This is a genomic window from Rhizobium sp. ERR 1071 (genome assembly GCF_007828675.1).
GTDB classification, from domain to species: Bacteria; Pseudomonadota; Alphaproteobacteria; order Rhizobiales; family Rhizobiaceae; genus Rhizobium; species Rhizobium dioscoreae.
Window position 1 is genome coordinate 783,661 of the sequence record NZ_VITM01000002.1, and the last position, 25,628, is coordinate 809,288.

Consider the following 25,628-nt stretch of genomic DNA (forward strand, 5'->3'; position numbering starts at 1 on the left):
CGTCGATGATTCCGGTCTCCACGCTGAACGGAAAGAAGGTCGCTCTCTTCGGCCTTGGCGGCTCCGGTTTTGCCACGGCACACGCGCTCGTTGCCGGCGGCGCCGATGTCACGGCCTGGGACGACAATCCGGACAGCGTGGCTAAGGCGGCTGCCGAGGGAATAGCGGTTGCCGATCTCAGGACGATCGACTGGAACAGCCTGTCGGTTTTCGTGCTGTCGCCCGGCGTGCCACTGACGCACCCGAAGCCGCACTGGACCGTCGATCTTGCCCATGCCGCCAGTGTTGAGATTATCGGCGATGTCGAGCTTTTCGTCAGGGAGCGGCGGGCACATGCCCCGGATTGCCCTTTCATCGCGATCACCGGCACGAATGGCAAATCGACGACGACGGCGCTGATCGCCCATATCCTGCAATCGAGCGGGCGGGACACGCAGCTCGGCGGCAATATCGGTACGGCGGTGCTGACGCTCGATCCGCCGAAATCCGGACGTTTCTACGTCGTCGAATGCTCCTCCTATCAGATCGATCTGGCGCCGACGCTCAACCCGTCCGCCGGCATCCTGCTAAACCTGACGCCCGATCATCTCGATCGCCATGGCACGATGCAACATTACGCTGACATCAAGGAGCGGCTTGTCGCGGGCAGCGATGTCGCCGTCGTCGGCGTCGATGACAGCTATTCCTCCCTGATCGCCGACCGTATCGAGCGAGCCGGCGGCAAGGTCACGCGAATTTCGCGCCGGCATGCCCTAGCGGATGGCCTCTATGCCGAGGGCAGCCGTATCCTGCAGGCATCGAACGGTGCGGCAAGCGAGATCACCGATCTCGATGGTATCCAGACCTTGCGCGGCGGCCATAACGCACAGAACGCAGCCGCGGCGATTGCCGCCTGCCTCGCCGTCGGCATTTCTGCCGAGGAGATCCGGGCCGGACTGAAATCCTTCCCCGGCCTCAAGCATCGCATGCAGCCGGTGGGAAGGCGCGGCCGGATCGTCTTCGTCAACGATTCCAAGGCGACCAATGCGGATGCGGCAGCCCCCGCGCTTTCGAGCTACGAAAATATCTACTGGATCGCGGGCGGTCTGCCGAAGGAGGGTGGCATCACCAGTCTGGCGCCGCTCTTTCCGCGTATCGCCAAGGCCTATCTGATCGGTGAGGCGGCACCCGCCTTTGCGGCAACACTTGGCGATCAGGTTCCTTATGAGATTTCCGGCACGCTGGAACGCGCCGTGGCACATGCTGCCGCGGACGCGGACAGGGATGAACGGGAGTCCGCAGCGGTGATGCTGTCACCGGCTTGCGCAAGCTTCGATCAGTACAAGAATTTCGAGGTCAGAGGCGACGCCTTCGTCAGCCATGTCGCGGCGATCGACGGCGTCACCATGCTGATCGGTTCAGCAACTGGAGGCAAGTGATATGGTAAGCCGCGTTGAACGTGGGGCCTTGGCCGAATGGTTCTGGACCATCGACCGCGTGTTTCTCGCCCTTTTCATCCTCTTGATCGGCATCGGCTTCATGCTGTCCTTCGCGGCTTCACCGGCGGTGGCGGAGCGTATCGGGCTTGAGCCGTTCCATTTCGTCAAGCGCCACGCCCTGTTCCTCATACCGGCGATCGCGGCGATGATCGGCATTTCCTTCATGACGCCCCGACAGGTGCGACGGACCGCCGTCATCCTGCTGATCGTATCGCTGGCGATGATGCTTTTCGCGCTTTTCTTCGGCATCGAGGTCAAGGGCTCGCGGCGCTGGGTGAATATCGCGGCCTTGTCGATCCAGCCTTCGGAATTCATGAAGCCGGCTTTCGTCGTCGTCTGCGCCTGGCTGTTTTCCGAACATGCACGTCAGCCGGAAATTCCGGGTAATCTCTTCGCCATCATCCTCTTTGGCATCGTCGTCGCTTTGCTCGTCGCGCAGCCTGACCTTGGCCAGACGATCCTGACGACCGCCGTCTGGGGCGGCATGTTCTTCATGGCCGGCATGCCCTGGCTGTGGATCATCGTGCTCGGCGGCCTCGGCGCGGGCGGTTTCGTCACGGCCTATTATGTCTTCGATCACGTGGCGCAACGCGTGAACAAGTTTCTGACGGGCGAGGGCGATACGTTCCAGGTCGACACCGCCAAGGAAGCGATCGTCCATGGCAACTGGTTCGGCGTCGGTCCTGGCGAGGGCATCGTCAAGCGTATCATTCCGGACGCCCATACCGACTTCATCTTCTCGGTGGCGGCCGAAGAGTTCGGTGCCATCTTCTGCATCGTGCTCGTGCTGATCTTCGCCTTCCTCGTGTTGCGCGGCCTGTCGCATGCCTACAAGGAGAAGAACGACTTCAACCGTTTTGCCGTCGCCGGTCTGGTGCTGCAGATCGGCATCCAATCGATCATCAACATCGGCGTGAACCTGCAGCTGCTGCCGGCCAAGGGCATGACGCTGCCGCTGATTTCCTACGGCGGTTCGTCGATGACCGCGATCTGCGTGACGGCAGGCTTCATTCTGGCGCTGACGCGTCACAGGCCGGAAAAGCGTGCGCAGGACCGGACCATGTTCCGCGTGACGCACGGATTGCCGGCGGAGTGATCGTCTTGGGACTACCGGCCATCCGCTCCTCATATCTCCTGCCCGCTGTTCATTCTCTGGTCGCTTTTCCCGAAACGCCGGTCTATGAGGGGGGCTTGGCCCGCGCCGATGACGCGGTCGGGGCGGCTTCCTATATCAGGGAGATGCCCCGAGTAGTGGGGTATTCGCGGGAGCGAAAATCATGAGTAAAGGCATTGTCCTTCTTGCCGCCGGCGGTACCGGCGGTCACGTATTTCCGGCCGAAGCACTGGCCTACAAGCTGAAGGAGCGCGGCTATTCCGTGCACCTCGTCACCGACAGCCGTGCCGAACGCTATGCCGGCAAATTTCCGGCAGACGATATCCATGTCGTGCCCTCGGCAACGATCGGCTCGAAGAACCCGTTAAAGGTTGCGCAGGCCCTCTGGACGCTATGGACCGGCATGCGTGCAGCGCGCAAGCTGATCCAGCGCATCAAGCCCGTCTGTGTCGTCGGCTTCGGTGGCTATCCGACGGTTCCGCCGCTTCTGGCCGCGACGCGCATGGGCGTGCCGTCCATGCTGCACGAGCAGAACGCGGTCATGGGCCGCGCCAACAAGATGCTGGCGACGCGCGTTCGCGCTATTGCCGGCGGTTTCCTCACCGAAAACGGCGCGTTTGCCGAGAAGACGGTGACCACGGGCAATCCCGTGCGCCCGGCCGTCATCGAAGCGGCAAAACGCCCTTATGTGCCATCTGGTCCGGAAGATCCGTTCAATCTTGTCGTCTTCGGCGGCAGCCAGGGGGCGCAATATTTCTCCAAGGCCGTTCCTACGGCGATCAGCCTGCTTGAGGAACCGCTGCGAAAGCGGCTGCGGATCACGCAGCAGGTGCGTCCTGAGGATATGGAGACGGTCAACAGCTGCACGAGAAAGCTTGACATGGGCGCCGATGTCGCGCCGTTCTTCAACGATATGGCGGAGCGCATCGGCGCTGCGCATCTGGTTCTCTGCCGCTCCGGCGCCTCCACGGTCTCCGAGCTTGCGGTTATTGGGCGCCCCGCGATCCTGGTTCCCTATCCGCATGCGCTCGATCACGATCAGGCGGCCAATGCGGCTGCACTGGCGGCAACCGGCGGCGTCAAGGTCATCGTGCAGTCGGAACTGACGCCGGAGAAACTTTCCACCATTCTGCGCGGCGCCATGACCATGCCGGAAAAGCTCGCAAAGATGGCTGCATCAGCCAAGCAGGCGGGCAAACCGGATGCGGCAAACTTGCTTGCCGACATGGTTGAGGCTATTGCCGCGGGACGTTCAATTCAGCAATTCAAGGGGGCAGGCGCATGAAGCTGCCGAAGGCAATCGGCCTTGTGCATTTTATCGGTATCGGTGGCATCGGGATGAGCGGCATTGCCGAGGTTCTGCATAACCTCGGCCATCGCGTGCAGGGTTCCGATCAATCGGAAAGTGCCAATGTGCAGCGGCTGCGCGACAAGGGTATTCCGGTCCATATCGGTCACAAGGCTGAAAACCTCGGCGATGCCGAAGTCGTCGTTGTCTCCACCGCCATCAAGAAGAGCAATCCGGAGCTGGTCGCGGCGCGTGAAAAGCTGCTGCCGGTCGTGCGCCGTGCCGAAATGCTTGCCGAATTGATGCGCTTCCGCAATGCGATTGCCATCGGCGGTACGCATGGCAAGACGACGACGACCTCGCTCGTCGCGACGCTGCTAGAAGCCGGCGGCCTTGATCCCACGGTCATCAATGGCGGTATCATCAATGCCTATGGCACCAATGCGCGCATGGGTGAAGGCGAGTGGATGGTGGTCGAGGCAGACGAGTCGGATGGCACCTTCCTGAAACTGCCGGCGGATGTTGCCGTCGTCACCAATATCGATCCGGAACATCTCGATCATTACGGCAATTTCGATGCCGTGCGCGCCGCTTTCCGGCAGTTCGTGGAGAATGTGCCGTTCTACGGCTTCGGCGTCATGTGCATCGACCATCCGGAAGTGCAGTCACTGGTTAGCCGCATCGAGGACCGCAAGGTCATCACCTATGGCGAGAACCCGCAGGCCGACGTGCGTTTCTCGAATGTGCGGATCGATGGCACGCGTTCGCTGTTCGATATCGAAATCCGCAGACGCCGCACCGGCAAGGTGATCCAGATCAAGGATCTCATCATGCCAATGCCGGGCCGCCACAATATTTCCAATGCGACCGCCGCCGTTGCGGTTGCCAACCGGCTGGGGATTTCCAATGAGGCGATCGCCAAGGGCCTTGCATCCTTCGGCGGCGTCAAGCGCCGCTTCACGCTGACCGGCGAATGGAACGGGGTCAAAGTCTTCGACGACTACGGCCATCATCCCGTCGAAATCAAGGCGGTGCTGAAGGCAGCACGCGAAGCCTGCAAGGGCCGCATCATCGCCGTTCATCAACCACATCGCTACACGCGCCTTTCGAGCCTCTTCGAGGAATTCGCGGCTTGCTTCAACGATGCCGACAGTATCTTCCTGGCGCCCGTCTATGCCGCCGGGGAAGATCCGATCGAGGGCGTTGATTCGCAGACGCTGGTTTCGCGCATCAAGGCAGGCGGTCATCGCGATGCACGCTATCTGCCTTCACAGGAAGATCTTGCCGCCATGGTTGCAGAGATTGCGCGACCTGGTGATTTTGTGGTTCTGTTGGGGGCTGGTAGCATCACATATTGGGCAGCATCATTGCCAAAGGAATTGGAAGGCCTCTCGGGTAAGTCCGCATGAAACAAGTAGATGGGGAAAAGCTTCTGGCGTCGCTCGGCGACGGTGTAAAGGACATCAGGGGACGGCTGACGCCGGATGCCCCGATGGATCGTGTGACGTGGTTCCGCGCCGGCGGGCTGGCGGAACTGATGTTCCAGCCGCACGATACGGACGATCTCATCACGTTCCTGAAGATCCTGCCGGAAGAGGTGCCGCTGACGGTCGTCGGCGTGGGTTCGAACATATTGGTGCGGGATGGCGGCATTCCGGGCGTTGTCCTCAGGCTTTCGGCCAAGGGTTTCGGTTCTGTCGAGCTTGCCGGTGAAAACCGCATCCTGGCCGGCGCGATCTGCCCGGACAAGCATGTCGCAGCCATGGCAATGGACAATAGCATCGGCGGTTTCCATTTCTATTACGGCATTCCCGGGAGCATCGGTGGTGCCGCGCGGATGAATGCAGGCGCCAATGGTGCCGAAACCCGTGAGCGCGTCATTGAGGTGCATGCCGTCGACCGCAAGGGCGACAAGCACGTGCTGACCAATGCCGAAATGGGATACAGCTACCGCCATTCCGATGCGTCTGAAGATCTGATCTTCACGCATGTCCTTTTCGAGGGATATCCGGAGGATCGCGCCAAGATCCGCACCGAGATGGATGCCGTGCGCGCTCATCGCGAAACGGTGCAGCCGGTACGCGAGAAGACGGGTGGCTCAACCTTCAAGAACCCGGATGGTTTCTCCGCCTGGAAGCTGATCGACGAGGCGGGTTGCCGCGGTCTGGTTATCGGTGGCGCGCAGATGTCATCGCTGCATTGCAACTTCATGATCAACATGGAGCAGGCGACGGGCTACGATCTGGAATATCTCGGCGAGCAGGTCCGTCGCGAGGTTTTCGAAAAGTCCGGCATCAAGCTGGAGTGGGAAATCAAGCGCCTCGGAAACTTCATGCCGGGCCGTGAAGTCCGCCCGTTCCAGGGTGTGACCACGGAGTAGGTCCCGACTGCAATCGGTGTCATCTTCATAAAATGATTCAACAAAAAGGCCGGGTTTTCACCCGGCCTTTTCAATTGCTTATGCTTGTTTTCTCAGACTTCGTCGTTGCCCGAGAGCAGGATGCCGATCAGCGAGAGCACTGCTGCGCCGGCGAGGTAATAGCCGACATAGACCAGACCGTAATTGGTCGCGAGCGAAGTGGCGATGTAGGGCGCCAGGGACGCGCCGACGATGCCGCCGAGATTGAACGTCATGGACGCCCCGGTATAGCGCACGCTGGTCGGGAAGGGGGCGGCCAGAGCCGCGCCGATCGGGCCATAGGTAAAGCCCATCAGGGCAAGACCGATGATCGAGCAGGCGAAGGCACCGGCAAGGCCAGCCGTCAGCAGCGACGAGTAGAACAGGCCGAAGATCAGGATGCCGATCGTCGTCAGGATAAGAACCAGACGGCGCGAATAGCGGTCGGACAAGAGGCCGGAGACCGGGATCATCAGGCCGAAGAAGACGACGCCGACGAGCTGAACGACGAGGAACTGGCCCTGGGAGTAGCCGAGGCCGGCCGGAAGCGGCCCGTTGCCCGGGGGGCGAGTGCCCCAGCTCAGTGTGAACGCCGTCATCAGATAGAACAGCACGAAGGTCGCGACCGCGATAATGGTGCCGAGGATCAGGCTGCGGAAATGCGAGCGGAAGATGACGGCGATCGGAACGGAAACGCGTTCTTCCTTCTCGATGGCCCGCTGGAATTCCGGGGTTTCGGTGATCTTCAGGCGGACATACAACCCGACCGCGACCAGCACGATGCTGATCAGGAACGGAACGCGCCAGCCGTAGTTGAGGAAATCCGCATCCGCCATGCTCTCGCGCAGAATCAGGAACAGACCCGCCGAAAGGATGAAGCCGATCGGTGCGCCGAGCTGCGGGAACATGGCATACCAGCTGCGCTTGCCTTCCGGTGCATTTTCCGTCGCAAGCAAGACAGCGCCGCCCCATTCCCCGCCGAGGCCAAGACCCTGGCCGAGACGGCAAAGTGCCAGCAGAATCGGTGCGAGAACGCCGATCGACTCATAAGTCGGCAGCATGCCGATCACGACGGTCGAGAGGCCCATGGTCATCAGAGCCGCGACCAGTGTCGCCTTGCGGCCGATCCGGTCTCCAAAATGGCCGAAGATCATCGCGCCGATCGGGCGTGCGAAGAAGGCAATGGAGAAGGTCGCGAAGGACTGCAGAGTTGCCGAAGTCGGATCGCTTGCCGGGAAGAACAGCTTCGGGAAGACGATAACCGCCGCCGTTGCATAAACATAGAAATCGAAAAATTCGATCGTTGTGCCGATGAGGCTCGCGATCAGAACACGTGCCGGGGAATTCGCAACAGCATTGTTCGATGACGAGGGGGTCGGCGATAAAGGAGATATCGCGTCAGTCATGTTCCCACCAATTCAGAGGATGCTAAGGAGCGCTTAGCGGATAAAAATTGTCCTTAGCGTAATTTTTGTTCAACGCAAACGTTAACTGCGCAAGAAATCAGCGGTTGCGTGCTATTATTTTGCCGTAATTGTTGATTCGTGAGCAATCAGGCGGGTGTTTGTTGTTGGAGAGGCGTGCTCCGGCGAGTCCTTACCGGAATCTTTTTCACCAATGGCCGATTCTCGCTTGGATTGCGGGCTGAGGAGAAAGGTTTCATGCAGAAAAAACTCATCGCTGAGTTTCTTGGGACGTTTTGGCTCGTATTCGGCGGCTGCGGCAGTGCGATCTTCGCAGCAGCCTTTCCGAGCCTCGGTATCGGTTTTCTAGGCGTTGCTTTTGCGTTCGGTCTGACTGTGCTGACTATGGCTTTTGCCGTCGGCGGCATATCAGGAGGGCACTTCAATCCGGCTGTCTCGGTCGGCCTGACGGTGGCTGGCCGCTTTCCCGGCGGGCAGCTCATTCCCTATATTATCGCACAGGTCATCGGCGCCGTTGTCGCCGCGGCCGTGCTCTATCTGATCGCAAGCGGCAAGGCTGATTTCCAGCTCGGTGGCTTTGCGGCGAACGGCTATGGGGAACATTCTCCCGGCGGCTATTCCATGGTGTCGGCACTGGTGGCCGAGATCGTGCTGACGCTGTTCTTCCTGGTCGTGATTCTGGGCTCGACGAGCAGCAAGGTGCCGGCCGGCTTCGCGCCGATCGCCATCGGCTTGGCGCTGACGCTGATCCATCTGATCTCGATCCCGATCACCAACACGTCGGTCAATCCGGCTCGTTCGACAGGGCAGGCTCTCTTCGTCGGCGGCTGGGCTCTGCAGCAGCTTTGGCTGTTCTGGGTTGCGCCCATCGTTGGCGGAGCGTTGGGCGGACTCGTCTGGAAACTGGTCGACGACAGCGAGTGATCTCGGCCTCAATTTAATGCCTGCGGCCCCGCATCGAGTGCTCGATGCGGGGCTTATTGTTTAAAAAAATCTAAATGTAGTGATTTCAAAAGTAGCAACTCCATGATTCCAATGGCAGAATTCTTTAAGTCGGTTTGATTCGAAGCATGCGGCCCTCGCCAGGTCGGGGGAAAGTTAACGAAAGTAAACGCTTCATTAACCTTAATGTCGTTCTAATCGGCCTATTGAAAGCGGGGCGAGAATCGCGGTTAGGCGAGGCCCTGCAAACGCAAAGTAGAGACCGTGAAGTCGGGGGTATTGATGGGTGGCAAGCATGTGGCTGTCCTTTTGGGCGGATTTTCCTCGGAGAGGCCGGTCAGCCTTTCCTCGGGGAAGGCATGCGCCGATGCCCTCGAAGTAGAAGGCTTCCAGGTTACCCGGGTCGATGTTGATCATGATGTCGCCAGCCGCTTGGCTGAGCTGAAGCCCGATGTCGTCTTCAATGCGTTGCATGGTCCTTTCGGCGAAGACGGTACAATCCAGGGCATTCTGGAATATCTGCAAATTCCCTATACACATTCCGGCGTGCTTGCCTCGGCTCTTGCGATGGACAAGTCACGCGCGAAGACGGTGGCTGCTGCCGCGGGCATCCCGGTTGCCAGCTCGATCGTGATGGATCGTTTCGCCATTGTTGGCGAGCATCCGATGAAGCCGCCCTATGTCGTCAAGCCGGTACGCGAGGGCTCGAGCTTCGGTGTCGTGATCGTCAAGGAAGATCAGGCGCATCCGCCGCAGATCGTTACCTCTGCCGAATGGCGCTATGGCGATGAGGTTCTGGTCGAGCGTTATATCTACGGGCGCGAGCTGACCTGTGGCGTCATGAACGGCAAAGTCCTCGGCGTGACTGAGATCGTGCCGCTCGGTCACAGCTTCTATGATTATGACGCCAAGTACGCCAAGGGTGGCTCAAAACATGTCTTGCCGGCGGAAATTTCACCGAATCTTTACCAAAAGATACAAACATTATCGTTAAGGGCGCATGAAGCTATCGGCTGCCGCGGTGTTAGTCGATCTGACTTCCGTTTTGACGATCGCTTTTCCGAAGAGGGCGAACTTGTCTGGTTGGAGATCAATACCCAGCCGGGCATGACTCCTACCTCCCTGGTGCCTGAAATGGCCGCTCATGCCGGCTACTCTTTTGGTGAATTTCTCCGGTGGATGGTGGAGGACGCGTCTTGTTTGCGCTGACGGTCAAAAATATGAGGCGGTCCCGTCATCGCGTCCCGCTCGCCATCGACGAGGTTGAGGACGCATTCGTTCTGCCGCGTCCGCTGCGCCGCACTGTTCGTTTCCTGGTCAGCCTCGGTTCGGGTCGCATCAATATTCCGGCTCATACGGGTACTGTTTCGACCCTCGTTCTTCTTGCTGCGACCGGCCTTTATGGCATGTCGGTTGGTGGTCATACCCAGGCGGTCGCGGAAGCGACGACTTCTGCCGCTGGTTTTGCGATCGAGGATGTAAAGGTCTCCGGCAATGACGAGACCTCGGAAATCGAGATCCTGCAGCTGCTCGGCCTCGACGGTACGACGTCGCTCGTTGCCCTTAATGCCGATGCCGCCCGCCAGAAGATTGCCAACTTGCCCTGGGTTCAGAATGTCGAGGTTCGTAAGGTCTATCCGCGGACTGTCGAGGTGAAGCTCAAGGAGCGTAAGGCCTATGCGATCTGGCAGCACGGTTCCGAGCTTTCTCTAATCCAGAAGGACGGCAGCGTGATTGCACCGCTGCGCGACAACAAGTTTGCAAAGCTACCGCTCTTCGTCGGTCGTGATGCCGAAACCGCAGCCGCCTCCATCGACGACCAGTTTGCCAAGTGGCCCGATGTTCGCAGCCATGTGAAGGCTTTCGTGCGTGTCGCCGGTCGTCGCTGGGATCTCTATCTGGACAACGGCGTGATCATCAAATTGCCGGAAGACAATATCGATGATGCGCTCGCGCGGCTGACCAAGCTCGACAAGGAGCAAAATCTTTTGCAGCGCGATATTGCTGCCGTCGATCTCCGTATCGATGATCGTACCGCCATTGAGTTAACTCCGGATGCCGCAATTCGTCGCCAGGCCGCAGTCGATGCAAGAAACAAGGCTTTGAAGAAAGCAGGTCAGGATACATGAGCTTATTTGGTTCGTCCCATTTCGGCCTGCCTCGGTTGAAGCCTTTGTCTTCGAAGCGGTCGCATATCGTGTCGGTCCTTGACATCGGCTCGACGAAGGTCGTTTGCATGATCGGTCGTCTGACGCCGCGCGAGGAGAGCCAAGTTCTCCCGAATCGCACCCACAACATAGAGATCATTGGTATCGGTCATCAGCGTTCCCGCGGCATCAAGACTGGCGTGATCGCCGATCTCGATGCGCTGGAAGGAGTTGTCCGGCTTGCGGTCGATGCCGCCGAGCGTATGGCGGGCCTGACCGTCGATAGCCTAATCGTCAACGTTTCGGCCGGTCGTCTCGGCAGCGATATTTACACCGCGACCATCGATCTCGGTGGTCAGGAAGTCGAGGCCAACGATCTCAAGAAGGTTCTGGCCGCAGCCTGCCAGCAGTCGATCCGTCAGGAGCGTGCCGTGCTGCACTCGCTGGCGACGGGCTACTCCCTTGATGGCGAGCGCGGCATTCGCGATCCGCTGGCCATGTTCGGCGACGCTCTTGGTGTCGACATGCATGTGGTGACGGCCGAGCGCGCGGCGCTTCGCAACCTCGAGCTCTGCATCAACCGTGCGCATCTCTCGGTCGAAGGCATGGTGGCGACACCTTATGCCAGCGGCCTTGCAGCCCTCGTTGACGATGAAGTCGAGCTTGGCTGCGCTGCGATCGACATGGGCGGCGGCACGACGACGATTTCGGTCTTTGCCGAGGGAAAGCTGGTGCATACCGATGCCGTCAGCCTTGGCGGCCATCATGTCACCACCGATCTTGCACGCGGCCTTTCCACCCGCATCGAGGATGCGGAGCGGCTGAAGGTCGTTCATGCTTCCGCTCTCGCGAATTCTTCGGAAGAGCGCGAACTGATTTCCATCCCGCCGATCGGCGAAGACGAGCGTGACCAGCCGACACAGGTGCCGAAGGCGCTCGTGTCGCGCATCGTCAAGGCTCGCATCGAGGAAACTCTCGAGCTCATTCGCGATCGCATCCAGCGTTCGGGCTTCAGCCCGATCGTCGGCAAGCGCGTCGTCCTGACCGGCGGTGCCAGCCAGCTGACCGGTCTGCCCGATGTGGCGCGCCGGGTACTTGCCCGCAATGTCCGCATCGGTCGTCCGATGGGCGTGTCTGGTTTGCCGACGGCAGCCAAGGGGCCGGCTTTTTCGACCGCTGTGGGACTGATGATCTATCCGCAGGTCGCAGACATGGAAACACATGCGCCGAGCAGCGGTCTGCTCTCGTCGTTTGGAGGTAACAACAGCCGGATCGGCCGCGTTGGCCAATGGCTGAAAGAGAGTTTTTGAGTGCCTGATCCCGGAAATCAGTCCGGGGCAAGCGTCAGGCAAGTGAAATCGAGTGAATTGGCCGGCGTGGCGATGCGGCCATAAAGAGAAGGAACGGGTACAATGACTATCAAGCTGCATAAGCCAGATATCACCGAGCTTAAGCCGCGAATCACCGTGTTCGGTGTTGGTGGCGGTGGCGGCAATGCCGTCAACAACATGATCACGGCAGGCCTGCAGGGCGTCGATTTCGTCGTCGCCAACACGGATGCCCAGGCGCTGACCATGACGAAGGCAGAGCGGATCATCCAGCTCGGCGTCAACGTCACGGAAGGTCTCGGCGCCGGCTCGCAGCCGGAAGTTGGCCGTGCAGCTGCCGAAGAGTGCATCGATGAAATCATCGATCATCTGAACGGTACGCATATGTGCTTCGTCACCGCCGGCATGGGCGGTGGTACGGGTACGGGTGCCGCTCCGGTCGTCGCGCAGGCCGCTCGCAATAAGGGCATCCTGACCGTCGGCGTCGTTACCAAGCCGTTCCACTTCGAAGGCGGCCGCCGTATGCGTCTCGCCGAGATGGGCATCCAGGAACTGCAGAAGTCGGTCGACACCCTGATCGTCATTCCGAACCAGAATCTGTTCCGCATCGCCAACGACAAGACGACTTTCGCCGACGCGTTCTCGATGGCCGACCAGGTTCTCTATTCGGGCGTTGCCTGCATCACCGACTTGATGGTGAAGGAAGGTCTCATCAACCTCGACTTCGCCGACGTGCGTTCGGTCATGCGCGAAATGGGCCGCGCGATGATGGGTACCGGCGAGGCTTCCGGCCAGGGCCGTGCAATGCAGGCTGCTGAAGCTGCCATTGCCAACCCGCTGCTCGACGAAACCTCGATGAAGGGCGCACAGGGCCTGCTGATCTCGATCACCGGCGGCCGTGACCTGACCCTGTTCGAAGTCGACGAAGCTGCAACCCGCATCCGCGAAGAAGTCGATCCCGACGCCAATATCATCCTCGGCGCCACCTTCGACGAATCGCTTGAGGGCATCATTCGCGTTTCCGTCGTCGCAACGGGCATCGACCGCGCGATGAACGAGGCTTCCGACAGGGGCATGGAATTCCGCCCCGCCGCAAAGCCTGCTATGCGTCCTTCCGCGGCCGCCGCTCCGGCAGCGGCCGCAGTTCAGCCTGCCCACGTCTCGCAGGCCCAAACCGCACAGGCTGCCGCTCCGGCTCCTCGTACCGTGGATCCGGTCGCCCAGACCATTCGTGCAGCAGAGGCCGATCTGGAGCGCGAACTGGAATTCCAGATGAGCCGGCAGACTCAGGTGCCGCAGCAGCCGGTTATGCAGCAGGCCGCTGCGCCGGAAGATAACTTCCGTCCGCAGAGCCGCATCTTCGCAGCAGCCCCGGAAGCCCAGCCGGTCCGTCAAGCTCCGGTTCAGCCTCAGCAGCAGGCGCCGGTCATGCATCAGCAGCCGGTCATCCGTCAGGCTCCTGAGCAGGTCCGCATGCCGAAGGTCGAGGATTTCCCACCGGTCGTTAAGGCCGAGATGGAACACCGCGCCCAGCCGGCAGCCGCCCAGGCGACCGAAGAGCGTGGCCCAATGGGTCTTCTGAAGCGAATCACCAATTCGCTCGGCCGCCGCGAAGAAGATCCGGCTTTCGACGACATGATGGCTCCGACGAACAACGCCGCTCCGCAGCAGCGTCGTGCGCCGTCGCCGGAAGCGAGCCTCTATGCTCCGCGCCGTGGCAATCTCGACGATCACGGCCGCCAGGCTCCGCAGGCACGCATGGCAAACCATGAGGACGATCAGCTCGAGATTCCGGCCTTCCTGCGCCGCCAGTCGAACTGACCCGCAACAGGCAGCCCTTTAATAGGTTGCTAACCATATTGGAGAAATCCGGGGCCGAAAGGCTCCGGATTTTCTTATTTTATAACCATTGTCTTATTTAAAATTATCCAACGAATTCAATTGGCTGCTTTCGTAACAAAACGAAAGAAACAGTGATTTGGAATGCGATGCCCTGGCGCGTATGTAGATATCAAGCAAGCCCGCTGAATCACATTCGGAGACGAATGTATGTGAGGTGCGTGGCATAGTTAACAGACTGAACCGGCGATAAGGGTAAGCGTCCGAAGATGACCGCCCGGCCTGGATCAGATAGACGAAGGCAGAATTACATGGCAATTGGATTGCTTGGTTTTCAGACCACCATTGCAAACCCTGTGACACTTTCCGGTATTGGCGTTCATTCCGGTGCCAATGTGTCGATCACCTTCTACCCCGCCGAAGCCGGCACCGGTGTCGTTTTTCAGCGTCTGCACGATAATGGCGATGTGACCGAACTGCGCGCCGTTTCCTCGCAGGTCGGCAACACGGATCTCTGCACGGTTCTCGGCTTTTCTCCGGCGCGCTCTGTCGCGACGGTCGAGCACGTCATGGCTGCGATCTACGCGATCGGCCTCGATAACGTCGTCGTCGAGGTGTCCGGTGCGGAAATGCCGATCATGGACGGCAGCTCCTATCCCTTCATCGAGGCGATCGAGCAGGCGGGTGTTGTTTCGCTCGGTGTCAAGCGCCGCTATATCCGCGTTATCAAGCCGGTGCGGATCGAAGCTGGCGGTTCCTGGTGCGAGTTCCGCCCCTATGATGGCACGCGCTTCGAAGTCGAGATCGACTTTGAATGCCCGCTGATCGGCCGTCAGAAGTGGGAAGGCGATCTGACCGCTGAGACCTTCAAGACGGAACTGTCGCGCGCGCGTACCTTCGGCTTCATGCGTGATGTCGAGCCCCTCTGGGCTTCGGGCCATGCGCTGGGTTCGTCGCTGGAGAATTCGGTCGTCATTTCGGACGACAATACCGTCATCAACGTCGAAGGCCTGCGTTATCCCAAGGACGAGTTCGTCCGCCACAAGACGCTCGATGCCGTTGGCGATCTGGCTCTCGCCGGTGCACAATTCATTGGTTGCTATCGCTCCTATCGCGGCGGCCATCGCATGAATGCGAATGCCCTGAAGGCATTGCTCAGCGACGCTTCGGCTTACGAGGTCGTCGAAACCTCGGCACCTCGCCAGCGCGGTCACGGCCGCGAGTTCATTGCGGTCAACGCGCCTGAATTCGCTCCTTGGTCGGCGTGATTTTTTCGGGATCGAAATGAGACAAAGCTGCCGCTCTGATGAAGGGCGGCTCTTTTTTTGACGGACGACTCATCGGGTTTGTCTTCGGTCGCGAAGCGGCGGCAGGATGGTGCGGGCCGATATGAGAAATCCCTGTCAAAACAGTGATTAAAGGCTGCGGATATGCGGTCTTTGCCACAAAAATGCGTTAATGCACCATCAATGCGTTGCCCTGATGGTGTTTTTGCGGCTAGAAACGCCAGCGAGAGAACGCCGTCTCCGCAACGACGGCTATGGGACAGTCATCCGATGGGTTTTGCAAGGTCTGAACGCATGAATATCACAGCACGGGCTTTGCTCGTATCGCTCCTTCTGGCCGGTACCGGTGCGGTGGTGACGGGGTGTAATACGAAAAAGGATATCGACATCACCAAGCTCGGTGTCGAGACCGATCCACCGGAGATGCTCTACAATCAGGGCCTTGCCAACATCAAGGCCGGCAACATGACGGAAGCCGGCAAGAAGTTCGATGCCATCAACCAGCAGCAGCCCTTCTCCGAATGGGCACGCAAGGCATTGGTGATGAGCACCTTCGTGAAGTATCGCACGGGCCGTTATGATGAGGCGGTACAGACCGGCAATACCTATCTCAAGCAATATCCGGGCTCGGAAGATGCCGACTATGTGCAATATCTGGTCGGTTCGTCCTATGCCAAACAGATCGTCGACGTGACGCAGGACCAGCGTGCAGCACAGCAGACGATCGAGGCGATGACCAAGCTCGTCAATACCTATCCGAAGTCGCAATATGTCAGCGACGCTCAGGAAAAGATCCGCTTTGCCCGCGACCAGCTCGCCGGCAAGGAAATGCAGATCGGCCGTTATTATCTGGAGCGCAAGGATTATCTGGCTGCCATCTCCCGCTTCCGCGTGGTGGTGGAGCAGTATCCGACGACGAACCAGATCGAAGAAGCCCTGGCGCGACTCGTCGAAGCTTATTATGCGATGGGTATCGTACCCGAAGCGCAAACGGCAGCTGCCGTTCTCGGCCACAACTATCCGGACAGCCGCTGGTACAAGGATTCCTATCAGCTGCTGCAGAAGGGTGGCGTGGAGCCGAGCGAAAATTCGGGCTCCTGGATTTCCAGAGCGGGCAAGAAACTTCTTCTTGGGACGTGAGATTGAGCGCAGATGCTGATCCAGCTTTCGATCCGCGATATCGTTTTGATCGAGCGGCTGGATCTTGCCTTCGAGTCCGGACTTTCGGTGCTGACCGGCGAGACGGGTGCGGGCAAATCCATCCTGCTTGACAGTCTGTCGCTGGCCCTTGGCGGGCGCGGCGATGGCGGGCTCGTGCGCCATGGCGAGGATCGCGGCCAGGTGACTGCGGTTTTCGATGTCGGTACACAGCATCCGGCCCGCAAGCTCCTGCGCGAAAATGGCATCGACGATGACGGCGATCTGATTTTCCGCCGTGTGCAGTCCGCCGATGGCCGCACCAAGGCCTTTGTCAACGACCAGGCGCTCAGCGTGCAGCTCATGCGCCAGATCGGCCACCTTCTCGTCGAAATTCACGGTCAGCATGATGACCGAGCGCTCATCGATACCGACGCGCACCGCACCTTGCTGGATGCCTTTGCCGGCCTCGCCGAAGAGACGCAGGAGGTCGGCAGGCTGCACAAAATCTGGCGCGATACCGAGCGCACCTTGAAGAAGCATCGCGAGCAGGTCGAGAAGGCAGCGCGTGAAGCGGACTATCTTCGCGCCTCCGTCGAGGAGCTGGAGAAGCTCTCGCCGCAGGATGGCGAGGAGGATGAGCTGGCTGAGAAGCGCTCGCGGATGATGAAAGCCGAGCGCATCGCCGGCGATATCGCCGAGGCTTCCGAATTCCTCAATGGCAACGCATCGCCCGTGCCGCATATCGCATCGCTGGTGCGCCGATTGGAGCGCAAGAGCCACGAAGCGCCGGGCTTGCTTGAAGATACCGTGGCGCTGCTGGATGCCGCTCTCGATCAGCTGTCCAACGCGCAAATGGAAGTGGAGGCAGCACTCCGCAAAACGGAATATGATCCGCGCGAACTTGAGCGTGTCGAAGAGCGCCTCTTCGCGTTGCGGGGTGCCTCGCGCAAATATTCCGTGCCGGTAACGGAACTGCCAGCCCTGGCCGCACGCATGATTTCGGATCTAGCCGATCTCGACGCCGGCGAAGAGCGACTGGCGCGCCTTGCTGCCGAGCTTTCCGCCGCCAAGGCGGATTATGATGTCGCCGCACGCAATCTGTCGGAGAAACGTCACCATGCCGGCGAGGCTCTGGCCGCAGCCGTCATGGCCGAACTGCCGGCCTTGAAGCTCGAGCGTGCGCGTTTCATGGTGGAGATATCAAGCGATCCAGAAGCTGGGACAGCCGAGGGTATCGACGTTGTCGAATTTCATGTGCAGACCAACCCTGGCACGCGGCCGGGACCGATCACCAAGGTCGCCTCTGGCGGCGAGCTGTCGCGCTTCCTTCTGGCATTGAAGGTTGCGCTTGCCGATCGCGGCTCTGCGCCGACCCTCGTGTTCGACGAAATCGACACTGGTGTCGGCGGCGCGGTCGCGGATGCGATCGGCCAGCGGCTGAAGCGCCTGTCCGATCGCGTGCAGGTGCTGTCGGTCACCCATGCACCGCAGGTCGCTGCCCGCGCTGCAACCCATCTCCTGATCTCCAAGGGACCCGTCGCGGACGGCTCGGAAAAAATTTCCACACGCGTCGCCACCATGGAGCCGAAGGATCGCACCGAGGAAATCGCCCGCATGCTCGCGGGTGCTTCGGTAACCGAAGAGGCGAGGGCGGCTGCCAAGCGCTTGCTGGCCGGTAACGGGTGATCTCTCCTGTGATGTTGTCGGAGCAGATGCCGGTGGCGACTTGCCCGAAGCGGGCATAGCAGCAAGCTCAGCGACTATAGCGCTGAAACGCGCCTGAACCCGTCATCTGCCGTCGGCATCTTGCTTCGGTTTTTCGACGGTCTTGCGTCATATATCCTTCATCGTCCCCGGCTAGGCAGGCCCGGAATCCGGAGACCGTCAATGCACTCAACCACACAACCCAATCGCCCAAAAATCGCAGAAACCGTCATCCACCCGACGGCGAACATAAGGGATTCGAGCATCGGCAGATGCTGTGAGATTTTGGCGGACACATCTCTGCACACTGCCGAACTCGGAGATTTCTCTTACTTGGGGCCGCGCTGCATTGTCGGTGACGCAACGATTGGAAAGTTCTGCGCCATTGCGGCAGAGGTCAGAATTGGCGCTCCCAATCATCCGATGGACCGACCATCCATGCATCGTTTCACCTATTGTCCGGAATATTACGCGGCGAGCGCCGTGCGGGACCACGCCTTTTTCGATCGGCGAAAGGAAGACCGCGCCGTCATCGGCAACGATGTCTGGATTGGTCATGGCGTGATTGTTTTGCCGGGCGTACAGGTTGGAGACGGCGCCGTGCTTGCAGCAGGCGCGGTCGTCAGCAAAGATGTTCAACCATATACTGTCGTCGGTGGTATTCCCGCCAAGTTCATTCGAGAGCGCTTCACTCGAACCATCGCAGAAAGACTGACGTCCATCGCCTGGTGGGATTGGCCTTTCGAAACCATCATGGAGCGGCTTGCCGATTTTCAATCAAGCGACATCGAAGCCTTTTGCGAGCGCTGGTCCTGATCCGCTTTTGACGACTTGGGCGGCCAGCCTTGGCCGTGTCATCTTACGAAATCGGACGGTAGGTTGTGAATGAGTTCCGCCGACGTACGAACTTCTGAGCGACATGCATCAGAGCCGGCATTTGGGATCGATCATGTCCTCCGCGGAGCCGCGGGATTTGTGGGCCTCGTTTATTCTTGCCAGAATATAGAAGCCATGCTGCCCGTTGGGCAATGCAGCGCCAAAGACGCCGACGACCACATTTTCCATATTTGAACGGGCGCCATCGACGCCATCTGCGACGAGCTGCAGCGGGTTCAAATTCGAAAGGTCATCGGCCGTATGGAAAGTTGCCCACCAACCAGCTCGGGTCTTCAAGTCCGTAAACCGGCCGCTTTCAATTTCCGTCGCATGGGCTTTCAAGAGCGCGCGAAAGCGAGGCGTCTCGCACCCCATGTGGATATGAAGCCGATCTTGTGTGCGCCAGCTGGCGGCGTTTATCGCCAGAGCAAAATTCTGTCTCGAAGCCTTCGTTGAGCGCGGATCGATTGCCGATAGCTCTTTCCACGCTTCCTCAAAATAGTTCGGCGCACCCGCGGTCAGAAGGCGTGGGTCTTCGATGCCGGGTACATCGGCGAGCGGTGCAAGGATGGTGCGCTCCTTGTCAGCAGGCTCACGAAGAACAACGTATGAAGACAAAGGGTCCTGCGACTGGACGATCTTGAGGCACGGATATGGCGACCCTGTCAGGGTGGAGTTGATTTCACAGGCTCTGACGACCAGCCCCAAAGCGGAGCGGCTGACGAATGAGCTCATGATCAAGACTGCAACGACGAGGAAAATAGAGAGAACGGTAAGACGGTGCTTCATGCGTGATTTCGAATTTCTGCCAATGATCCAATCACTTCCAGAGATGTGGTTCTCATAATATAGCCTACCTTAAATCCTCTGCGATAGACGCGGAAGAGCCGCTGCCCCAGGAATTGGATAGGGAATTCCATCGGGGCTAACTGGACGCTGATACTTCCCGCATCTGTAACACCAAGGACGACAGATCACGGCGTAAAGTTGTCGTGAGCAGCGCCGCCACCTTTATCGGTCCGGCAATTGAATTGCAGATTTTTCCCTTTGTTTTTACGTGCCCCGAGCTGAAAACCGCTTCGCACTTTTCGCGGAAGTGCTCTAAAACATCTTCGAAATCGGGGAGTGTAGATTCATGAGCACCGAACAGAAGCCCGTCGAGGATTTGACCGAGGAGGAAGCGGCCGCGGCGCTTGCCTATTTGGCTGCGGAGATCGCGCGCAACGACGCGCTTTATCATGGCAAGGATGCGCCGGAGATTTCGGATGCCGAGTATGATGCGCTGAAGCGGCGCAACGACGCGATCGAGGCGCGGTTTCCCGCATTGATTCGCGCCGACAGCCCGTCGCGACGGGTCGGCGCCCCGCCATCTGAGACGTTTGCTCCTGTTGTCCATGCAAGGCCGATGCTCTCGCTCGACAACACGTTCTCACAGGAGGATGTCGAGGATTTCGTCGCCAGCGTCTATCGTTTCCTCGGTCGCTTGCCGGATAATTCGATCGCCTTTACTGCCGAGCCGAAGATCGACGGCCTTTCAATGTCGATCCGTTACGAGAATGGCCGGATGGTCAGTGCGGCGACGCGTGGCGATGGTACGACAGGCGAGAATGTTACGGCCAATATCAGGACCATCAAGGAAATCCCTCAGACTTTGCCGGCAGGCGCTCCCTCCGTCGTCGAAGTGCGGGGTGAGGTCTATATGGCCAAGAGCGATTTCCTGGCGCTCAATGCACAGATGGAGGCCGAGGGCAAGCAGACCTATGTCAATCCCCGCAATACGGCGGCCGGATCGCTGCGTCAGCTCGACGCGAAGGTGACGGCGAGCCGCAAGCTGAAATTCTTCGCCTATGCCTGGGGCGAGATGTCCGACATGCCGGCCGACACACAATACGGCATGGTGCAGACCTTCAAATCCTGGGGCTTTCCCGTCAATCCGCTGATGGAGCGGCTGAGTTCGGTCGCCGACATTCTCGGCCACTACGAGGAGATCGGCCTGCAGCGGCCGGATCTCGATTATGATATCGACGGTGTCGTCTATAAGGTTGATAGCCTGGAATTGCAGGCCCGCCTTGGTTTCCGCTCGCGCTCGCCGCGCTGGGCGACTGCGCATAAATTCCCGGCGGAACAGGCCTTCACGCGTCTGGTCGGCATCGACATCCAGGTCGGCCGCACTGGTGCGCTGACGCCGGTTGCGCGACTGGAGCCGATCACGGTTGGCGGTGTTGTCGTAACCAATGCGACTCTGCACAATGCCGATTACATCAAGGGCATCGGCAACAAGGGCGAGCCGATCCGCGATGGCCGCGATATCCGCGTCGGCGACATGGTAATCGTACAGCGGGCGGGCGATGTCATCCCGCAGATCGTCGACGTTGTGCTCGAGAAGCGGGAGGCGTCGAGCGCGCCTTACGAGTTCCCCAAAGTCTGTCCGGTCTGCGGCAGCCACGCGGTGCGCGATATCAATGAGAAGACCGGGAAGGTCGATGCCGTCACCCGCTGTACCGGCGGCTTTATCTGCCGCGCGCAGGCGACCGAACATCTCAAGCATTTCGTCTCGCGCAACGCCTTCGATATCGAGGGCCTCGGCTCCAAGCAGATCGATTTCTTTTTCGAGAGCGAGGATCCGGCGCTGCAAATAAAGACCGCGCCTGACATCTTCACCCTGGAAAAGCGTCAGCAGGCGTCACTGACGAAGCTTGAGAATATCGAAGGTTTCGGCAAGGTCAGTGTCGGCAAACTTTACGCCGCGATCAACGAGCGGCGCCAGATCGCCCTGCATCGCTTTATCTTCGCGCTTGGCATCCGCCACGTCGGCGAGACGACGGCCAAGCTTCTGGCACGCTCCTACGGCACCTACGAAGCCTTCGAAACAGCGATGAAGGAAGCCGCGCCGCTTGCCGGCGACGCGTGGAACGATCTTAACAATATCGAGGGCATCGGCGAGGTGGTGGCGCGAGCCATCGTTGAATTCTACAAGGAACCGCGCAATACGCAGGTAATCGCGAAGCTTTTGGAGGAGGTTCAGCCTCAAGAAGCGGAGCAGCCGGTGACCTCAGGCAGTCCCGTCGCCGGCAAGACCGTCGTCTTTACCGGTTCGCTGGAAAAGTTCACCCGCGACGAGGCCAAGGCGAAGGCTGAGAGCCTGGGAGCCAAGGTTTCCGGCTCGGTGTCGAAGAAGACCGATATCGTCGTGGCCGGACCGGGTGCCGGCTCCAAGCTCGACAAAGCGCGCGAGTTCAATGTCCAGGTCATGACCGAGGACGAGTGGCTGGATTTGATCGGCTGATGATAGTCGGCGGCGGAATCATATTCGCCGCCGTGTGATTGCTTAGAATCTCAGCCGCGCCATCGTGAACGCATCCACGTATTCGCCATTGCGGAAACCGAAGGCACGTAGACGCCCCTCGGTTTCGAACCCGAATTTCTCGTAGAGGCCGATCGCCCGCGCATTGTCGACATAGACGGTCAATTCCAGACGCTTGATGGCGAGCCAGTTATCGGCGGTATCGATGAGAGCGCCCAACAGCGCGGAACCGACGCCGCAGCCGGTGAAATCGTCGTGCACGCCCATGCCAATGCTAGCGCTGTGAGCCCGCCGGCCGGCAAGGCGGTTCATGCCGGCATTGCCGACGACCTTTCCGTCCACCTCCGCGACGAGGCGTGTGGCGCTGGGATCGTGCTTGTCCAGCCATCGCTGCGTGTCTTCGACGCTTTGAAACGGCAGGCGAAGCGTGCCGGCGCGGAAACCCGGAAGATTGGCGATGATTGCGATTGCCTCGGCATCGGATGGGCGGGTTGCACGGACCGTTACCGGGCCGACCTTGCCTGATCGTCGTTTGGCGGGTTCTTGCTCTTCGAAAGACATGGGCTCTCCTTGATATTGACGAGGAGAGCAAGGAGGCTTCAACCCTGCTCGCCTCGGCAGGGTTGAGATGGATCGCGGTCAGCTCAGCGCAACACGGCTTCCACTCGCCCTGCAAAGGGAGAGGTGGTGTGAAGGTGCATCACGATGGTGCGGTTTGCGATCATGGGCGGATGATCTGACGCGACGCGGAGGTTGTCAATCGCTCCCCGGATAAATCCCTAGATGAAACCGCCGCCGCCCCGCGGCGCGATGGGGTTATTTCGTTTCACATATTACTTGACAGGCAACCATTTGGTTGCCTATAAGCAAAAGAAAGGCAACCAAATGGTTTCATGTCCGTGGATGATGATGATGCAGTCTTCAAGGCGTTGGCGGATGCCAGCCGGCGGCAATTGCTCGACAGGCTCCATGAGCGCAATGGACAGACTCTGAACGCGCTCTGCGAGGATCTGAACATGAGCCGCCAGGCGGTTGCCAAGCATCTCGCCATTCTGGAGGAGGCCAATCTGATCTCCACCGAGAAGCATGGACGCGAGAAGCTGCATTTCATCAACGCCGTCCCGATCAACGGCATCGCTGAACGCTGGATCAACAAGTTCGAACAGCGGCATCTGAATACGCTTTCGGCCTTGAAAAAGGCGCTGGAAGGCGAGGGTGGGCCCTGAGCTCAAGAAGCAATAAAATTCAAACAAGGAGAAATGGCATGACTGGAAGCAAATTCGTCTACGTCACCTTCATCCGCACCACGCCGGAAAAGCTCTGGTCGGCGCTGACCAGGCCGGAATTCATCAAGCAATATTGGTTCGATATGGTCCACGACACCGAGTGGAAGGTTGGATCGCCGTGGAAAATGCTCTTTCCGGATGGCCGGGTTGCCGATGCGGGAGAGATTGCCGAGTTCGATCCGCCTCGGCGGCTCGCGATCAACTGGCGCAACGAGTGGCGCCCGGATCTGAAGGCCGAAGGCTGGTCGCGCTGCGTGATGGAGCTGGAGCCGTCGGACGGTGTGGTGAAGCTGACCGTTGCCCACACGATCGAGGTTGAAAACTCCAAGCTTATCGAGGCGGTCTCCGGTGGCTGGCCGAAGATCCTGTCCAACCTCAAGTCGCTGCTGGAAACCGGAACGGTCGCAATCAACCAGAAGTGAGATGACGCACTGCCTGCATGTGTTCGGACGCCGTTGCTTTGGCGGCGGCGTCCATTGTGTGGATCGCCGCCGTATCGATCGTGAAGCGTTGCACGCGGATATAGGCGTCCCATCTTGCATCGCTCACGGACCATCTTACCTTAGCCAAGCCGCTCTCGCTCCCGGCGGCTGTTGTTAGAGGATGATCGATGCGTTCACCCAAACTCTTTGCCGCCATTGCCGCGTCATTTCTGGCCGTGACCCCAATTTCCGCTTCCGCCGAAATTGTCGGCAAGGTCGGGGTGGACTGGACGGGCAATGATATTCTGGTCGATGCCGTTCCGGACCCCGAAGTCTCGGGCATCACTTGCCATGTGACCTATTTCGATCGCAGCGTGATCGACCGGTTGCGCAAGGGCAACTGGTTCGAAGATCCTTCCAATAATTCCATCGCTTGCCGTCAAACCGGTCCGATCGAGATCGGTGATATCAACCTGTCTCAGAGCGGTGAGGAGGTATTTCGCGCCGGGCTTTCGCTCATCTGGAAGAAGCTGGTTGTCACCCGCATTTACGATAAGAAGAATGACACGCTCGTCTATCTTATCCATTCGCGCCAGCTGACGGATGGCTCTGCCAAGATGGCCATTTCGACGATCCCCTTGTTCGGCCAGCAGGTTACGTGGAAGAATGGCAAGCCGAAATAACGGTATCGACGTACCTCAAAAATAACCCGTAGAAAGATAATACCAAAAAAAGTCATACTCTTGGGTTGTCGAATTCCTTCTAGTTGCTTTCGGTTTGCACCTTTTTGATGCAATTTCGAAGGCGAACAGAGAGGCGACTCTCGCCCCTGTTCACGGCCTGCAAGACCGTGTGATTGGCTACACCCCTGCCAAAACCGGTTGTATAAAAAGCGATCGCCCTGGAGCTTGGCTCCAGGGCGATCTTCTTTGGGTAAGCTAACTTATTGAAATCAGGCTGCCTGTGCCAACTGATCCGCAATGACCGTATCGAGGTTGAGGAAGCAGACCATGGTCTTTTCTAATGCCACGATACCGCGGCAAAAGGCGCGCTGTGCTTCGGGGATGATTTCCGGAGCTGGCTGCAGATCTTCACTTTTGATCGACATCATATCCGAGACCTGTTCGACCAGCAGGCCGACCAGCTTGCCGGCAATATCCGTGACGATGATTGCGGAACGCTCCGAAGGTTCCGTCATCTTCATGCCGAGGCGGCAGGCCATGTCGATGACCGGGATCACGGCGCCGCGCAGGTTGATGAGGCCGAGCACGTAAGGCGGCGTATGCGGCATCGGCGTCACAGGAGCCCAGCCACGGATTTCGCGGATGGCCATGATGTCGATGCAGAACTCCTGATCGCCAAGGTGAAAGGAGACGATTTCCAGATAGGTGCCCGATTGCTTGATGGCGTTCGTCATATTCGAGAACTTCCCGTTTGGCATCGCCGCGCAAGCGACGCTCGCGATTGAAGAGAGAGATCGGCTGGAGCGGCTTGGGCAGCGGCAGCGTCCGGTGCTTCGGCGAAAGATACGCCTGGCGTTCCGGCGGGCGTCATGCCCTTCTGGAATAAAGAGGTTTGCCGCGCTTTCGGGCGGCGAGTGAGGTCGAATTCGGCCTTTGCTGCAGATGTTGGCGCGGACTGGTTAGGATTGG

General features: G+C 59.3%; 23 protein-coding genes. 18 read left to right on the plus strand and 5 right to left on the minus strand.

The window, feature by feature from the left end; translation table 11 throughout:
• The first annotated feature begins 5 nt into the window (after positions 1–5).
• The 5 genes from murD to murB all read left to right on the plus strand — a co-directional run bounded on the left by murD (position 6) and on the right by murB (position 6,260).
• Positions 6–1,418 carry a UDP-N-acetylmuramoyl-L-alanine--D-glutamate ligase gene (gene murD, locus FBZ99_RS09125; protein WP_113351964.1) on the plus strand — a complete coding sequence of 471 codons (1,413 nt, stop codon included), beginning with the start codon at positions 6–8 and terminating at the stop codon, positions 1,416–1,418.
• A 1-nt stretch (position 1,419) separates the two neighbouring features.
• Positions 1,420–2,574 carry a putative lipid II flippase FtsW gene (gene ftsW, locus FBZ99_RS09130; RefSeq protein WP_069612536.1) on the plus strand — a complete coding sequence of 385 codons (1,155 nt, stop codon included), beginning with the start codon at positions 1,420–1,422 and terminating at the stop codon, positions 2,572–2,574.
• A gap of 181 nt (positions 2,575–2,755) precedes the next feature.
• On the plus strand, positions 2,756–3,877 hold the full coding sequence (murG, locus tag FBZ99_RS09135) for an undecaprenyldiphospho-muramoylpentapeptide beta-N-acetylglucosaminyltransferase (RefSeq protein ID WP_113351965.1): 1,122 nt from the start codon (positions 2,756–2,758) through the stop codon (positions 3,875–3,877).
• The gene (gene murC / locus FBZ99_RS09140) at positions 3,874–5,289 is read left to right on the plus strand and encodes a UDP-N-acetylmuramate--L-alanine ligase (RefSeq protein ID WP_113351966.1); all 1,416 of its coding nucleotides are present in this window, start codon (positions 3,874–3,876) and stop codon (positions 5,287–5,289) included. The genes murG and murC overlap by 4 nt, the downstream gene beginning before the upstream one ends.
• Positions 5,286–6,260 carry a UDP-N-acetylmuramate dehydrogenase gene (gene murB / locus FBZ99_RS09145; RefSeq protein ID WP_113332909.1) on the plus strand — a complete coding sequence of 325 codons (975 nt, stop codon included), beginning with the start codon at positions 5,286–5,288 and terminating at the stop codon, positions 6,258–6,260. Before murC ends, murB begins: the two co-directional genes overlap by 4 nt.
• A gap of 92 nt (positions 6,261–6,352) precedes the next feature.
• Here the strand turns inward: murB and FBZ99_RS09150 are convergent, their stop codons facing one another.
• Positions 6,353–7,684: an MFS transporter gene (locus FBZ99_RS09150; protein ID WP_106998269.1), complete on the minus strand. Its 1,332-nt coding sequence runs from the start codon at positions 7,682–7,684 to the stop codon at positions 6,353–6,355.
• A 255-nt stretch (positions 7,685–7,939) separates the two neighbouring features.
• On the opposite strand from FBZ99_RS09150, the gene aqpZ reads away from it, so the two are divergent.
• The 9 genes from aqpZ to FBZ99_RS09195 all read left to right on the plus strand — a co-directional run bounded on the left by aqpZ (position 7,940) and on the right by FBZ99_RS09195 (position 18,904).
• Positions 7,940–8,626 (plus strand): aquaporin Z, encoded by a 687-nt coding sequence (gene aqpZ, locus FBZ99_RS09155; protein ID WP_113332911.1) that lies wholly within the window; start codon positions 7,940–7,942, stop codon positions 8,624–8,626.
• Between the two features lie 300 nt (positions 8,627–8,926).
• Positions 8,927–9,853 (plus strand): D-alanine--D-alanine ligase, encoded by a 927-nt coding sequence (locus tag FBZ99_RS09160; RefSeq protein ID WP_113351967.1) that lies wholly within the window; start codon positions 8,927–8,929, stop codon positions 9,851–9,853.
• On the plus strand, positions 9,841–10,773 hold the full coding sequence (locus FBZ99_RS09165; protein ID WP_069612529.1) for a cell division protein FtsQ/DivIB: 933 nt from the start codon (positions 9,841–9,843) through the stop codon (positions 10,771–10,773). Before FBZ99_RS09160 ends, FBZ99_RS09165 begins: the two co-directional genes overlap by 13 nt.
• A complete protein-coding gene (gene ftsA / locus FBZ99_RS09170; RefSeq protein WP_069612528.1) occupies positions 10,770–12,101 on the plus strand; it encodes a cell division protein FtsA in 1,332 nt (443 codons plus the stop codon). Before FBZ99_RS09165 ends, ftsA begins: the two co-directional genes overlap by 4 nt.
• A 102-nt stretch (positions 12,102–12,203) precedes the next feature.
• The gene (ftsZ, locus tag FBZ99_RS09175; RefSeq protein ID WP_113351968.1) at positions 12,204–13,940 is read left to right on the plus strand and encodes a cell division protein FtsZ; all 1,737 of its coding nucleotides are present in this window, start codon (positions 12,204–12,206) and stop codon (positions 13,938–13,940) included.
• Positions 13,941–14,269: 329 nt separating this feature from the next.
• Entirely contained in the window at positions 14,270–15,226 is a 957-nt protein-coding gene (gene lpxC / locus FBZ99_RS09180) for a UDP-3-O-acyl-N-acetylglucosamine deacetylase (protein WP_069612526.1), read from the plus strand.
• 288 nt (positions 15,227–15,514) lie between these two features.
• The gene (locus FBZ99_RS09185) at positions 15,515–16,384 is read left to right on the plus strand and encodes an outer membrane protein assembly factor BamD (protein WP_173002438.1); all 870 of its coding nucleotides are present in this window, start codon (positions 15,515–15,517) and stop codon (positions 16,382–16,384) included.
• 12 nt (positions 16,385–16,396) lie between these two features.
• On the plus strand, positions 16,397–18,070 hold the full coding sequence (recN, locus tag FBZ99_RS09190; protein WP_145632613.1) for a DNA repair protein RecN: 1,674 nt from the start codon (positions 16,397–16,399) through the stop codon (positions 18,068–18,070).
• Between the two features lie 201 nt (positions 18,071–18,271).
• The gene (locus tag FBZ99_RS09195) at positions 18,272–18,904 is read left to right on the plus strand and encodes a DapH/DapD/GlmU-related protein (protein ID WP_113351970.1); all 633 of its coding nucleotides are present in this window, start codon (positions 18,272–18,274) and stop codon (positions 18,902–18,904) included.
• Between the two features lie 108 nt (positions 18,905–19,012).
• On the opposite strand, the gene FBZ99_RS09200 is transcribed toward FBZ99_RS09195, so the two are convergent.
• Entirely contained in the window at positions 19,013–19,672 is a 660-nt protein-coding gene (locus FBZ99_RS09200; RefSeq protein WP_246661088.1) for a CDP-diacylglycerol diphosphatase, read from the minus strand.
• A gap of 427 nt (positions 19,673–20,099) precedes the next feature.
• Here FBZ99_RS09200 and ligA point away from each other — a divergent pair, with 427 nt between their 5' ends.
• Positions 20,100–22,250, plus strand: a complete 2,151-nt coding sequence (gene ligA / locus FBZ99_RS09205; protein WP_113351972.1) for an NAD-dependent DNA ligase LigA — start codon at positions 20,100–20,102, stop codon at positions 22,248–22,250.
• A gap of 42 nt (positions 22,251–22,292) precedes the next feature.
• On the opposite strand, the gene FBZ99_RS09210 is transcribed toward ligA, so the two are convergent.
• The gene (locus tag FBZ99_RS09210; RefSeq protein WP_113332920.1) at positions 22,293–22,829 is read right to left on the minus strand and encodes a GNAT family N-acetyltransferase; all 537 of its coding nucleotides are present in this window, start codon (positions 22,827–22,829) and stop codon (positions 22,293–22,295) included.
• 332 nt (positions 22,830–23,161) lie between these two features.
• Between FBZ99_RS09210 and FBZ99_RS09215 the strand changes: the two genes are divergently transcribed.
• Entirely contained in the window at positions 23,162–23,494 is a 333-nt protein-coding gene (locus tag FBZ99_RS09215) for an ArsR/SmtB family transcription factor (RefSeq protein WP_113351974.1), read from the plus strand.
• A 38-nt stretch (positions 23,495–23,532) separates the two neighbouring features.
• Positions 23,533–23,976: an SRPBCC family protein gene (locus tag FBZ99_RS09220; protein ID WP_113351975.1), complete on the plus strand. Its 444-nt coding sequence runs from the start codon at positions 23,533–23,535 to the stop codon at positions 23,974–23,976.
• On the opposite strand, the gene FBZ99_RS33060 is transcribed toward FBZ99_RS09220, so the two are convergent.
• Positions 23,963–24,103 (minus strand): hypothetical protein, encoded by a 141-nt coding sequence (locus FBZ99_RS33060; protein WP_162748794.1) that lies wholly within the window; start codon positions 24,101–24,103, stop codon positions 23,963–23,965. The two genes, FBZ99_RS09220 and FBZ99_RS33060, sit on opposite strands and share 14 nt — an antisense overlap.
• 61 nt (positions 24,104–24,164) lie before the next feature.
• On the opposite strand from FBZ99_RS33060, the gene FBZ99_RS09225 reads away from it, so the two are divergent.
• Complete coding sequence (locus FBZ99_RS09225) at positions 24,165–24,659, plus strand: CreA family protein (protein ID WP_113332922.1); 495 nt, start codon at positions 24,165–24,167, stop codon at positions 24,657–24,659.
• Positions 24,660–24,928: 269 nt separating this feature from the next.
• Here the strand turns inward: FBZ99_RS09225 and FBZ99_RS09230 are convergent, their stop codons facing one another.
• Positions 24,929–25,393: a chemotaxis protein CheW gene (locus tag FBZ99_RS09230; protein WP_069612836.1), complete on the minus strand. Its 465-nt coding sequence runs from the start codon at positions 25,391–25,393 to the stop codon at positions 24,929–24,931.
• Between the last annotated feature and the right edge of the window lie 235 nt (positions 25,394–25,628).